Source organism: Nitrospirota bacterium (assembly GCA_013388455.1).
In the GTDB taxonomy this organism is placed as follows: Bacteria; Nitrospirota; Thermodesulfovibrionia; order Thermodesulfovibrionales; family SM23-35; genus JACAFF01.
The window spans coordinates 1-12601 of record JACAFF010000014.1 but is presented as its reverse complement, the minus strand read 5'-3'; the positions used below and the strand labels follow the sequence as shown (position 1 = coordinate 12601).

The window sequence follows — 12601 nt, the reverse complement described above, 5'->3', positions numbered from 1 at the left end:
AAGGATAAAATAAATTAGAATAAATACAAACATAGCCAGAACAGCTACCGCATATTCATAGCCTTTTGGTGTAAAAAGTTGTTCAAAGATATACATCTTTTCTCCTTTCTACTTCAAGGCAATCATTGTATCTCTAAGGGATATTTTTGTCGAATCTTTTTTTCCTCGTGACACTCTTTGCATTTCCTGCCTTTTTCGAGTTGCATGTACTCATGACAACCTAAACATTGATTATGATAAGCAGCAACCAGTTTAGGTCTATTTCTGTTTTGTCTGTCAAATTTGACACTATGACAGTTTCTACAATAAGGGGGGCTATTTTTTTCAACCTCAGCCTCGGCTCGACTCTGGTGATGGCATCCCTCACATATTCTCTGCAAATCTCTATGGAAATAACTTCCCAATTTACTGTCATTTGAAATTTTCACCAGCTTTTCAATAATCTTGACATGTGGGAATTTTGAAGGCTCATATTCCCTCTCCAGGACTTTGATGGTAACCTCTTTTTTGACTTTTTCTGTATCAAGCCCTGTAATAGACAAAGGTTTAACATCAAAGAGTTCTTTTTTGCCTGCATGGCATGTATTACATATCTCTTTCTTAGGACCTTTTGTCTGAATATCCATAATAGGTAAGAGAGTGTGACATCCAGCGCAATCCTTCTCAGCTTTCTTTATGCTATGGCATCCCATACAGCTTTTTTCTGATAACACGTCATGATATGCATTTGCGATATTTATCCATTTGCCATCAGGACTGCCTGTCAGTGTATGACACTGTTTGCATGCATTTAAGGTCTCGTGATGACATCCACGACAGCTCTTATGATTATTCTGATGATATTTATGATCAAATGCTACACCTTTTAGTTTTGCGTTTTCTATATTAATAAATGCTATATTATTTTGACCCCTATCAGGTCTGGGAACTTTTTCAAGTTCAGCTATTGTTTTGTACTTACCAGTATGACATTTGGCACATTCGAGCGGACCAGCTTTCTCATCTTCCCTTTTAACTTTTTTCATTTTCAATTCTTTTTCATATTCCAGATGGCAATTCAGACACTGAAGATGAGATGCACGACGTATATCAAGCCCCTTCTTTGCAGAAACACTGGTTATTGCTTTTAATTTGGGACCTCTCTTTGTATTTAGGTCGTGACAATAAAAACATGACTCCTCTGTTCCCTCTTCATAAACTAATGCAAGTGTTTCATCTTCCTCATCTATGTCATAAGTATGATGACAGAGGCTACAATCATCTTTACCTATTTTTTCTTTAAGTTTTTTCACATGTTGATCATGATAAGAAAAATCGAATTCCATGACAGGATATTTGACGGCTACTAATTTATATTCTTCTTTATGGCAATCTCCACAGGTAACTGGGCCTGTCTTTTTATCTTCTTTATATTTTTTCTTATGACATTCAATACACTCATCATGATAGGCATTCATTATTGATTTTTCGTCTTTATCTTTGACTTTCTTAGGAAAATCAAATATAAGTTCTTTCCATTCGTTCACTGGGTGACAGGCGTCACAATCCTGATTCTCTTTTTTAAGTGCTTCGACATGTTTCTGATGATCAAATATTACCTGAGGACGTTCCAATTCTCCGAAAATCTCGGTATGGGCTATACCAATCTTATTTTCAGGTTTGATCTCTTTCACTGGTTTAACTGCTTTTTTAGGCAGCATAGGACCTTCGGTAGAATAAACACCATTTAATCCAATAATAACGAAGAGGAGAAGACCTGTCGTAATTACCAAGAATAATATCTTTTTCTTCATAACCCTTCCCTTCTTGGTTTATTATCCTGCTTTAAGTTTAAATTCCTCAGGAATTACCATTGTATTTACTATTATTTCATCAAAAAACATATTCTTGAGACCGAGGTTCCAGATCTTTATAACATCTTTTATACCGGTACTACAATTATGGCATGGGGTAATAACAATTTTTGCACCTGTTTTCTTAATCTGTTCAGCCTTAACCCTGTTTCCTTTTGCTTTATGGGCAGCCCAGTTTGACAGCGCAGCTAATCCACCACCCGCGTTACAGCAGAAATTATGCTCTTTGTTTGGAGTCATTTCTCTAAAGTCCTCACATGTTTCATTTACGATATATCTGAATTTCTCTGCTGCTCCTGCCCTTCTTATGATATTACATGGATCCTGAAGAGTAACAGGCTCTTTAATCTTTTTCGATTTATCTATCTTTATCTTTCCACTCTTTAAAAGGTCATAATAAACTTCACCTGTTTGTTTTACTTCAAAAGGAAGTTCTTTGTATCCCAGCATCGGCGGTGCCACAAAACTTGTGGCAAAACGTGGATGCCCTCACTCCGTTAACATCAACGTTTTTACTCTTAGTCTTGCTGCGTTCTCATATAACCCCCGGACAATCCGTTGCATAGTCACAAAATCACGGACAAACATTGACATGTTACTGCTGTCCCATGTATCTTTTTCTGGCAATGTCCATTTAACACCTGCAACAAGCATAATTTTCGCTGTTCGATCCAGATGATATGTGCCTGTCTTTGGTTCTGCACCCAGTGGTAAAAACATAATGTCTGCTCCCTCCACATCCATAGGAATACGCAGATCTTTAAAATCCGCACCTGATTCACTTTCAATCCATTGAACAGCATCAATCCAGTCATTCTGAGACATCCAGACCTGATTTTGTGTTGCTATATGCGCTTCTGCCTGATCAAATTGGCGTTGAGGCATAACACCCAGAAGGAAACAAATACGACGCACCATACCTATAATAAATGTTATATCCAAACCATACGGACAATACATACTACAGCGATGACATATATTGCACTCGGTGAATACTATCCTTGCACATTGTTTTATGAATTCTGCATCAACTTTACCATCTCTTTTTATCATCTCCCATATTGTCATGCGCATTTTTGCAACAGGTGCATATGTCGGGTCTTTATCGTAAGAAAGATACCATTGACAAGCCTCTGCACATAATCCACAATGAATACATGTCTCCATTACTGCCTTTATTCTTGAAGAGCTTTTTCCTATAACTGATTTAATGGTCTTTTCTATTTTTTCTGGAGTAAGTCTTTTTACTGTTTCATCAAGACCGATATCTGGAATTATATCCCTAACATATTCTTTAAAATATTTGCTGACATATTTTTCTTTTTGTACTTCTTTTTCTTTTGATACTGTTGCCATTATTATCCCTCCTATATATTTAACCCACTACCAGTCTCTTGTTCCCCAGAGTGAAAAGTTAGAACCCATCCATGACCTGGTTAAGAAGAAATAGAACATATGCCCTAATCTGGTGAATGGTATTGCCATTAACATTATCTCACCAAAAAATATATGAAGATTCACCATGGCTTTATGAGGAAGTAACCATTGGTGATATGCAAGAAAACCAGTTAAGAACGGCATAAAAGAAATTGCAAGTATTACATAATCTGAAGTAAATGTAACAAATCTTACTTCAGAAGCAATAATCCTTCTTAAAAAGAAAAAAATACAAGCAGAAATAACTACTATAGTCATAATATCTGCTGTGCTTTCAGCTAAAGTCCACCATGTTATTCCCCATGATTCATACCAGAGGATATTGTGGGAAAGAAGAAATATAGGCGTAAAAACCAAACATATATGAAAAAGAAAAGTAAAAGTTGTTATTACGGGTCTCAATCTCCAGTTTCTTGAGGCAAAAGGAATAACCCAATGAAGGAGTGATTTGAGCGTAGCTTTTAAGCTTATGAACGGAAAAATTACTTTTTCTTTTTTTGCCAGATTAATCAAAGTATAAAGTTTATAGATACTACCTACAATAAAAACAAAAAAAGTAACCCATACAAGAGGCCCTCTAAGAAAATTATATAGTGCTGTACTTGTTAAAAATTCCATATTTTTCCCTCAAAGACTGTCATTTTAAATTTCACCTACAGGTACAATCCTGCGGTAATATTTACCATTATCAACAGCACGCACTAAGAGCTTTGTTCCGTCAGGACTGAAAACAGGAGGCCATAGTGACTCATATCCTTTCTTCCCGACTTTTCCGTTAACAACAACAAAATAAAGACCATCTTTTTCAGCCTTTGCTGCTACAGCATCACCAGCAGGACTGAAAACAGGATCCCAAATGTTATCGAAAGTTTCAGCCCACGCCGAACCATTTATAGCTATAGTCCATTTATTATTATTTTTTACTACAACTGCAATCTTCTCCCCACTCAGACTGAAAACAGGAGACAATACCATTTGATTAAATACAGTGCTCCATGGTGTACCATCCACTGCTACTGTCCATTTTCCTACATCAACTGCGACAACAGCAGCTAGTTTACGTCCATCAGGGCTATATTTTTGTTTCCACACCTGTGAAAAATTACCCCATATTGGCTTACCATTCATGGCTAGTGTCCAGCCTTGTGGAGTCTGAACAGGGGCAACGACATCAGAGCTTTTAGGTTTAAAGATTGGCTCCCAAGCTGCACCAAAAACCTTATCCCATGGTATCCCATCCACAGCAATTGTATATTGTGACATATCAGTCATTACAGTTGCTGCTACATGATTACTGTCATCACTAAAAACACCTCCCCAGAGAATTAAGAAAGTGTTATCCCACGCAACTCCGTCTACTGCAGCCGTCCAGTTCTTATTAAGGAAACCCAGGATGTCAAGTTCAGGACGCGGCCTAACCTGAACATGTGACGCTGTTCTTTTCCCATCCGGACTCATAATGAGGTCCCTTGCCTCAGGAAAATTATTTTCCCACGTTTGACCATTTAAGCACACACCACTTGTCATCTCACCTGTTCGTATATTGACAGCAATACTCTTACCATCAGGGCTTAGAGTAAGATTCCATAGAAAATCAAATTTTTCTTCCCACATTTCGTGATCAACTGCAACAGCCCATTCATAATCTCTAAAAACAAGGGAAATTAATTGATTATCAGGATTAAATTTCAGTGAATAAACCCTTTCAAATGTTTCTTCCCACGTCTCTCCATTTACACAAGTAGTGAATCTTCTATCTTCGGTTTTAATTATAGTAGCTATTTTCTCTCCATCATCACTTGGTACAAGTTCACGTATTGCAGGAAATTTCTTTTTCCATTCGTTTATATCTGCGATAAGTTTTTCTTTCGTATCCCAATCCCACTGGGTTTTTTCACTCATAATGAGTTACCTTCCTTTTTTCAAAGCTATTTGGCAGGATTTGCAGTATTATTATAGATAATGTATCAAATGTCAATATTAACATACCCTCCATTAATTCAGACTTTTTAAGCCTTTACAAAGCAGTTAAAGTTTACAATTGGTTAGCAAAATTATCATAGTTAATTAAAAAAGTCAATAACTTTTTATACATAAAATTTCAATAATATAAAAAATTATAACTATTTTCTTTAAAAAAAATAAATCTTAAATTTTAGATATTGTAATATGGGTTGTTAAGTGGACTTTTTGCTCTGAAGGAATATTACGCAATCTTCACATGCTTTTCCTATATTACGGCTACAGATCATTTTATTCATTTCCCAACAGGGTTTGACTCTCTCTTTATAGGCAAGACAGGTATTCTTTTTTTTGTCAGAACAGTCTGTAATCTCCCAACACGGAGCATAATTTAAAAGTTTTTTTATGCCTTCAATGCTGATTTTTTTTTGATGTATCAGATCCCTGACACATGATAACCATTTAATGTCATTCTCTGAATAAAATCTATTCTTGTTTTTGCGAAACGGTTTAATGAGGCCGTGTTTTTCATAGAGACGCAAAGTTTGATTTGTTGTTCCCAATAGTTCAGAAACAACCCCTATTGTATAAAGGGGCATCTCACTTTTATCTTTGATAAATTTTGTTGTATCTTTTTTGTTTAACATAATATCACTTTATAATTGTAATTATATACTTTTCAGAAAAATAAAACCAATAAAAATATCTTACCCAAATCTAACGACAAGGAGGATATTTCATTCCGATCCCGACTCCAACCGCAAAGACAAACTATTCAAGGGTTCTCTCATCTTATTGCTGGATGTGGAACATATTATTTGACTTGTTTTTATTAAATAAAAAGATTATATAATTTCATATGAAATTAATTAAAAAAAAGGCTAACTATTCAATTCAAACAGGACTTGATCTGTTCGATAAAAAATGGCCCAAACATTTAAATGATTCTCGTATTGGTATTTTGGTACATCCCGCCTCGATTAACAGGAATTTAAAACACGCTGTTGAACTGTTTATCAAGTCAAAAAAATTCATGCTAAAAGCACTCTTTGGACCTCAACATGGTTTATATGGAGAAACTCAGGATAATATGATTGAATGGGATGGATTTATTGATAGGAAAACCGGCCTGCCCGTTTTCAGCCTCTATGGACACACCAGAAAACCTGAGCCATCCATTTTGAAAGATATTGATGTGATGGTGATTGATCTTCAGGATATCGGGTCACGCTATTATACATTTATCTGGACAATGGAACTCTGTATGCAGGCGTGTGCAGAAACGGGGAAAGCAATTATTATACTTGACAGACCAAATCCAATAAATGGCGACATTATAGAAGGACCTGTTTTGAAGATGCCATATGCATCTTTTGTAGGACAACGACCTCTGCCTGTTCGTCATGGCATGACAATTGGAGAAATAGGTATTTATTTAAAAAATGAAATTTATCATTCCCTGAATCTCCATGTTATACACATGACAGGGTGGAAACGAAAAATGTGGTTTAATGAAACAGGACTGCCTTGGGTAATGCCTTCCCCGAATATGCCCACGGTTGAAACGGCTACTGTATATCCTGGCATGTGTCTTCTTGAAGGCACAAATATAAGTGAAGGCAGAGGAACTACCAGACCATTCGAAATATTTGGAGCTCCATTTATCACTCCTGAAAAGGTCGTAAATCGTTTGAAAGAATACAAACTGCAGGGTGTTTTTTTCAGACCCATGCATTTTCTGCCAACCTTTCAAAAACATACAGGAAAATTATGCGGAGGTGCACAGATCCATATTATTAATAAAGAAAGATTCAAACCGTTCAAAACCGGAGTAGCTGTTATCAAAACAATATATGATCTCTATCCAGAATACTTCTCATGGAAACTGCCGCCATATGAATATGAATATAAGAGGATGCCAATTGATATCCTTGTTGGAACAGATAAACTGAGAAAAGATATCGAAAAAGGGGAAAAGCTTGATAGAATGGAAGAATGGTGGGAAGAGGAATGTCTGCAATTTAATAGAACCGTCAGAAAAAAATATCTGATTTACAAATGAACCTTTCAGTATTCATTTTGGCTGCTGGTCTTGGTGAAAGGCTGAAACCGATTACAGATTATATTCCTAAACCTCTAATTCCAATACTTGGGAAACCTGTTTTACAATCTATCCTTGAAAAAGTCTCTGCTTTACCAATAAACAAAATAGGAATAAATATTTGTCACAAAAAAGATGTGTTAAAAAATTGGGTTAAAAATTCATCATTCAGTAATAATGTTGAACTTTTCCCTGAAGATCCTATTCTCGGCACAGGTGGAGCTTTAAAAAATGCTGAGGCATTTCTAAAAAATAGTATTTTCCTTGTTCATAATTCAGACATTATTTCTGATATAGATTTAGTTAAACTGATTGAATTTCACAATGCATCAAAAAATCTTGCCACCCTTGCAGTGCATAATTATCCAGAATTCAATAAGCTTTTTATTGACAATAACGGGTTTCTTAAAAGAATTGAAGTGAATAGAGAAGCTAAGGCAATCGAGAGATTAGTTGCTTTTACAGGTATTGCTGTTTACCAGCCTGAATTCCTTGAATTTCTTCCACCGGGGACATCAAGTGTAGTTAATGCATGGGCAAAAGCCTTATCCGCAGGATACAAAATAGGAACCTTTGATGTAACAGGTTGTTCATGGAGTGACATCGGCACCCCTGTTTCATATGCGAAAACAGTTTTTAATGAACTAAAAAAGATCGGTGAAACTGTATATATCCATCCATCTGTAAACTGGTGCAAAGATATTAAATTTGATGGATATATAGTATTCGAAAAAGGAAGTGTTTTATCTAAAAACGTTACCCTAAGAAATTGTATCTTGCTTGCTGATACTAAGATTAATATAAGAACCAATGAACCTCCCTCTATTGATAAAGAAGGGTATTTTTTCGAAAACTGCATCCTTGGTTCTAAATTTAAAATTGATTTCAGCGAGTCAGATATATTCGAATCGGATAATAACAGTGTTTTTCTCATTGGAACAGGGGGCTCCGACAGAAAATATTATAGAGTAAGAAGTCACAAACATCCAATTATACTTATGCAAAGTCCTGACCATGATTCTGATTTTCAGAGGCATATTGAATACACTCAGTTTTTCAACAAATATTCCATTCCTGTTCCGAAATTGATCGATGTAGACACCAATAAAAAACAAGCACTCTTTGAAGACCTTGGAGACCTTACACTCTATAGTTGGCTAAAATGCCCTCGTGAAACTGAAGAGATAGAGAGGATATATAAAAAGGTTCTTGATATCATGGTTTCAATACACACTTCAGTGACTGAACATGTTTCAGAATGTCCACTTCTTAAGAATAGAATATTCGATTATGAATATCTCAAATGGGAGACACACTACTTTGTCGAAAGATTTGTTGATGGGATAAAAAATGTTAGAGTGAAAAATCTTTCAGCTTTATATGATGATTTTCACCGTTTAGCATTAAAAGTTGATTCATTCCATAAAACGATTGTGCACCGTGATTTTCAATCACAGAATATCATGATCACAAAAAGAAATATTCCAAAAATAGTTGATTATCAGGGAGCAAGAATAGGACCTCCTGCTTATGACATCGCTTCACTCTTATGGGATCCATACTATCGACTTGCGGATAATATGAAAGAAAGGCTTTTGAATTACTACATTAAAAAAATAAATGTTGCTCAAGAAGAACAATCTCAATTTACCAAAGGGCACCTGATGACTACCGAGCAAGAAATCAGGGAATCACTTCTCCCGTGCCGGCTCCAGCGACATATGCAAGCCCTTGGGGCTTATGGATTTTTATCTAAAATAAAAGGAAAAAAATATTTCCTTAAATACATTCCTGAGGGCTTGAGGTTGTTAAAAGAAGATGTATCTCTCTCAAAAAGCGATTATCCGATATTGTTTGAACTCGTTATGCAATTATAGTGCCCTGTATGGTATCGAAAACCTTCGAGCTTATACGTGTTTTGATTTAAAAATAGAGCCTTATGCCTTATTAAGTAGCTTTGTGATTCATTTATTATTGACTAATGTGATTTTGCTTAATGTTTACATCCTGATTTGTGTGTATGTCCTGGACAACACTGTTGTAACGAGAATTCAAGCAGATTTTTCCCCTTCAGGAGTTCAATATTCTCCCTGACTGTTTTAGCCTTAGCCTGAAATACTCTTATACCCTCTGAATTCAGCTTATTCAGAGCACCGCCTCCGATACCACCAACTATTAATGAATCAACTTTATGGTTATCAAAAGCTCTAAGGGGATTACAGGCACCATGAGCATGATGCTGGTCCTTATTATTTATTGTGGTGACTTCATTCGTATCAGTATCAACGATAATAAACGAAGGCGCAGAACCAAAATGGCCATAAACCTCACTTTCTAAACCATCAGGATTTAAAACTGGAAAACAAATCTTCATAATTTACTCCTCCCTGTTTTTAGTCTGTATTTTTAATGCCCTACCTTTTAAAAGACATTCAGCAACTTTTTTATGTGCGCTATCAAGTATCCTTCCGAATGTCTGCCTCGAAATCTTCATGCTCGAAGCAGCATCTTCATGGTATAGACCTTCATAATCAGCAAGCCTAAGCGCCTCAAGTTCATCAATCGTAATGCATATCTCTTCGAGTTCTACAAGTGGAATACCTCTTGGTTTAAAATATGTAACACCCGGCTTACATTGAACACATCTGGTTTTCTGAGGCCTAGGCATGTATATATTATAGGCATATGCTCATAATTATGTCAACCACAGCATAAAAGAAATACTCTTCTGTCAAGGTGTGACCCAAAACAAAGCAAAGCGCTCAATTGAGTCGGCCAGTGAATATTCATTAAGAAAATGGCCTGCTTCTATATATTTTTATCCAAAGTGTTTTACAACAAAAAACAAGATTGAATGTGCTTTTTGACTTTGCACATCTAAAAACTGTCTGCGACAGACTGGATACTACAAGCTTATGCAGAAAATATGCTATTGAGGTAAAATAATTTTTGCCAGCTGACATAGAATTCAGCCTACATTTGCTGTTGAAAATTGAGATATTAAAAGCTCACTGTGTTGATGTATCGAGGGATTTGATTATGCTCATGTCTGAGGGTTGTTTATGAAGATTTTCCTAATAAGAAATATGTTATAGCTGTTTATCCAGGAAGGAGGTCACGATATGAGAAAGATTAAATACAGCAAAGATGTCGACGCCCTTCTTATTGAATTTTCAGAAAAAAATTAGACTATGCTGAAGAAGAAGGTCAGATAATTATCCATTTTTCAAAAGAGGGAGAACCAGTTCTTTTTGAGATACTGGATGCAAAAGATTTCCTGCTCAATTCTCTCTCCAGTCTTGTAAAAGAAAAAGAAGTAGTAATTCCTTAAAGAAAATAAAAAAGACAGCGTTCAACAAGACATTCAAGGCAATGGCTTTCAGCCCGCCTTAATTTTAATCGTTAATCTGAAAATAAATGGAAAAATATAAGTGAAAAGAGGGGTTCTTGGGGGCGCACCTTGACAAAAGACAAAATGACTTGCCCTTCGAGATTAAGAAGAAAGGTAGCAAAAATAAAGAAACAATTCTCATACATCAAGATGTGCCACTTGACTTGCCTCTCTTGAATATAATGGTTAATTAGAAAAAATTCGTCCATCCTTCATAATCAGCAACCAGTCTGCAAGTCTTTCAGCCTGTGATATGTCATGTGTCGTTATAATAACAATTGAATCTCCTTTTTTCTTCATCCTTAAAATAATATCTTCTATGAGGGTTGTATTTTCCTGATCAACTGATGCGGTCGGTTCATCAAGAAAAAGAATCTCAGGGTCAAAGGCAATTGCTCTTGCAATACCGAGTCGCTGGGTCTCACCACTCGAAAGGGTTAATGCATTTTGTTTACTTTTATGAGACATTCCAACAAAATCAAGTGCCTTATATACCTTTTCTTTCATTTCATTATCTTTTATACCCCTTATTTTAAGACCATAAGCAACATTCTTAAATACAGTCGTATTAAAGACCCCGACCTTTGGCAATAAAAGAGTTATTCTTCGCATTAGTTCAATATCCTTCTTCAGCATATCTCTTCCTATGAAATAATTAACATTTCCCTCATCAGGATTTTCGAGTAAGGCACATATTCTAAGGAAGGTTGATTTTCCACTTCCATTTGGTCCCATCAATACATAAGTTCCACTTTTTTCAAATGAAAAAGAACAGTTATTCAGTACATTTTTCCCATTGTAATTTCTATAAATATTTGAAACACTCAGTCTCAAATTCATTATGCGATTTGGATTACTCCTTTTTTCTGTATTAAGTATAAGAACATGTTTATTATAAATGACAGAATAAGAAGTATAATACCAAGAGCAAGTGCAAGTTCAAAATTTCCTTTATCTGTTTCGAGGGCTATGGTTGTAGTAATAACTCTTGTATAACCTGCAATATTGCCTCCAACAATTAATATTGCACCTACTTCAGCCATTACCCTCCCAAGGGCAGCAATTATCCCTGACATTATTCCGTATCTCGCTTCGTTAATAACAGTAGCAGTTACTTGAGAAGGTTTAGCACCAAGGGTCTGAGAAGCCTGTTTTATTAGGGGGTCAACCTTTATAATAGCCGAATGTGATAGAGCTGCAACAATCGGAAATGCAAGGATACATTGTGCAATAATCATTGCGTAAGGTGTGTATAGCAGAGACAGAAATCCAAAAGGACCCCTTCGAGACAAGAGAAGATATAGAAAAAGTCCTACAACAACAGGGGGAAGACCCATAAAAGTATTCAGTAAGGTAATAATTAATCCCCTCGTTGGAAATCTTTTCAATCCTATAATTAAACCTAAAGGAAGCCCTATTAATGTGGCTATTATCAAGGCTGTAACTGAAACCTTAAGAGATAAAAAAATTATACCTAATAACTCTGGATCAAGACTTAGAATGAGAAATAATGCTTTTCTAAGTCCATCTATAATTGAATCCATTCTTTTTACCTTGCATTTGGTATAAATAATTGATTGCCATTTTTATCTTTAAAAGAGGCTATAACACTTTGCCCTTCTTTAGAAATAAGCCAGTTAATAAATTCCATGGCTTCTTTATATTTTACATGTTTCTGTTTTTTAGGGTTTACAGCCATGACACCATATTGATTAAACAGAACTGGATCTCCATCAACAACAATCGTCATTTCAAGTTTGTCTTTATCCTTTGTAGCAAGCCATGTCCCCCTGTCTGTTAGTGTATAAGCACGTTTTTCATTTGCTATCCTCTGGGTCTTCTCCATACCCTGCCCTG

General features: G+C 35.8%; 12 protein-coding genes and 1 pseudogene. 3 read left to right on the top strand and 10 right to left on the bottom strand.

Going from position 1 to position 12601, the window contains the following annotated elements; translation table 11 throughout:
* Positions 1-122 precede the first annotated feature (122 nt).
* From HXY53_03445 to HXY53_03425, 5 genes are all read right to left on the bottom strand, one after another.
* Positions 123-1793, bottom strand: a complete 1671-nt coding sequence (locus tag HXY53_03445; protein NWF75620.1) for a hypothetical protein — start codon at positions 1791-1793, stop codon at positions 123-125.
* 21 nt (positions 1794-1814) lie between these two features.
* Positions 1815-3209, bottom strand: a complete 1395-nt coding sequence (locus HXY53_03440; GenBank protein NWF75619.1) for a (Fe-S)-binding protein — start codon at positions 3207-3209, stop codon at positions 1815-1817.
* Between the two features lie 27 nt (positions 3210-3236).
* Positions 3237-3908 (bottom strand): nitrate reductase, encoded by a 672-nt coding sequence (locus HXY53_03435; protein ID NWF75618.1) that lies wholly within the window; start codon positions 3906-3908, stop codon positions 3237-3239.
* Positions 3909-3932: 24 nt separating this feature from the next.
* Positions 3933-5192: a WD40 repeat domain-containing protein gene (locus tag HXY53_03430; GenBank protein ID NWF75617.1), complete on the bottom strand. Its 1260-nt coding sequence runs from the start codon at positions 5190-5192 to the stop codon at positions 3933-3935.
* Between the two features lie 275 nt (positions 5193-5467).
* Positions 5468-5899 carry a MerR family transcriptional regulator gene (locus HXY53_03425; GenBank protein NWF75616.1) on the bottom strand — a complete coding sequence of 144 codons (432 nt, stop codon included), beginning with the start codon at positions 5897-5899 and terminating at the stop codon, positions 5468-5470.
* A 212-nt stretch (positions 5900-6111) separates the two neighbouring features.
* Here HXY53_03425 and HXY53_03420 point away from each other — a divergent pair, with 212 nt between their 5' ends.
* Positions 6112-7314 (top strand): DUF1343 domain-containing protein, encoded by a 1203-nt coding sequence (locus HXY53_03420; protein NWF75615.1) that lies wholly within the window; start codon positions 6112-6114, stop codon positions 7312-7314.
* On the top strand, positions 7311-9230 hold the full coding sequence (locus HXY53_03415) for a phosphotransferase (protein NWF75614.1): 1920 nt from the start codon (positions 7311-7313) through the stop codon (positions 9228-9230). The genes HXY53_03420 and HXY53_03415 overlap by 4 nt, the downstream gene beginning before the upstream one ends.
* A 116-nt stretch (positions 9231-9346) precedes the next feature.
* On the opposite strand, the gene HXY53_03410 is transcribed toward HXY53_03415, so the two are convergent.
* Together HXY53_03410 and HXY53_03405 are read right to left on the bottom strand one after the other, a co-directional pair.
* On the bottom strand, positions 9347-9727 hold the full coding sequence (locus HXY53_03410; GenBank protein NWF75613.1) for a diguanylate cyclase: 381 nt from the start codon (positions 9725-9727) through the stop codon (positions 9347-9349).
* A 3-nt stretch (positions 9728-9730) separates the two neighbouring features.
* Positions 9731-10021 (bottom strand): DUF134 domain-containing protein, encoded by a 291-nt coding sequence (locus tag HXY53_03405; protein NWF75612.1) that lies wholly within the window; start codon positions 10019-10021, stop codon positions 9731-9733.
* Positions 10022-10475: 454 nt separating this feature from the next.
* Between HXY53_03405 and HXY53_03400 the strand changes: the two are divergent.
* Positions 10476-10684, top strand: a pseudogene (locus HXY53_03400) (DUF2283 domain-containing protein).
* 246 nt (positions 10685-10930) lie between these two features.
* Here the strand turns inward: HXY53_03400 and HXY53_03395 are convergent.
* The 3 genes from HXY53_03395 to HXY53_03385 all read right to left on the bottom strand — a co-directional run.
* The gene (locus HXY53_03395; protein ID NWF75611.1) at positions 10931-11584 is read right to left on the bottom strand and encodes an ATP-binding cassette domain-containing protein; all 654 of its coding nucleotides are present in this window, start codon (positions 11582-11584) and stop codon (positions 10931-10933) included.
* On the bottom strand, positions 11584-12288 hold the full coding sequence (locus tag HXY53_03390) for an ABC transporter permease (protein NWF75610.1): 705 nt from the start codon (positions 12286-12288) through the stop codon (positions 11584-11586). The genes HXY53_03395 and HXY53_03390 overlap by 1 nt, the downstream gene beginning before the upstream one ends.
* A 5-nt stretch (positions 12289-12293) precedes the next feature.
* Positions 12294-12601 (bottom strand): extracellular solute-binding protein (locus tag HXY53_03385; protein NWF75609.1); only part of this gene is annotated, 308 nt, incomplete at its 5' end.

Bases quoted from the DNA above. Each gene is read 5' to 3' on its own strand.
- HXY53_03445 (NWF75620.1), bottom strand. From the start codon at position 1,793: ATGAAGAAAAAGATATTATTCTTGGTAATTACGACAGGTCTTCTCCTC.
- HXY53_03435 (NWF75618.1), bottom strand. From the start codon at position 3,908: ATGGAATTTTTAACAAGTACAGCACTATATAATTTTCTTAGAGGGCCT.
- HXY53_03430 (NWF75617.1), bottom strand. From the start codon at position 5,192: ATGAGTGAAAAAACCCAGTGGGATTGGGATACGAAAGAAAAACTTATC.
- HXY53_03425 (NWF75616.1), bottom strand. From the start codon at position 5,899: ATGTTAAACAAAAAAGATACAACAAAATTTATCAAAGATAAAAGTGAG.
- HXY53_03420 (NWF75615.1), top strand. From the start codon at position 6,112: ATGAAATTAATTAAAAAAAAGGCTAACTATTCAATTCAAACAGGACTT.
- HXY53_03415 (NWF75614.1), top strand. From the start codon at position 7,311: ATGAACCTTTCAGTATTCATTTTGGCTGCTGGTCTTGGTGAAAGGCTG.
- HXY53_03410 (NWF75613.1), bottom strand. From the start codon at position 9,727: ATGAAGATTTGTTTTCCAGTTTTAAATCCTGATGGTTTAGAAAGTGAG.
- HXY53_03405 (NWF75612.1), bottom strand. From the start codon at position 10,021: ATGCCTAGGCCTCAGAAAACCAGATGTGTTCAATGTAAGCCGGGTGTT.
- HXY53_03395 (NWF75611.1), bottom strand. From the start codon at position 11,584: ATGAATTTGAGACTGAGTGTTTCAAATATTTATAGAAATTACAATGGG.
- HXY53_03390 (NWF75610.1), bottom strand. From the start codon at position 12,288: ATGGATTCAATTATAGATGGACTTAGAAAAGCATTATTTCTCATTCTA.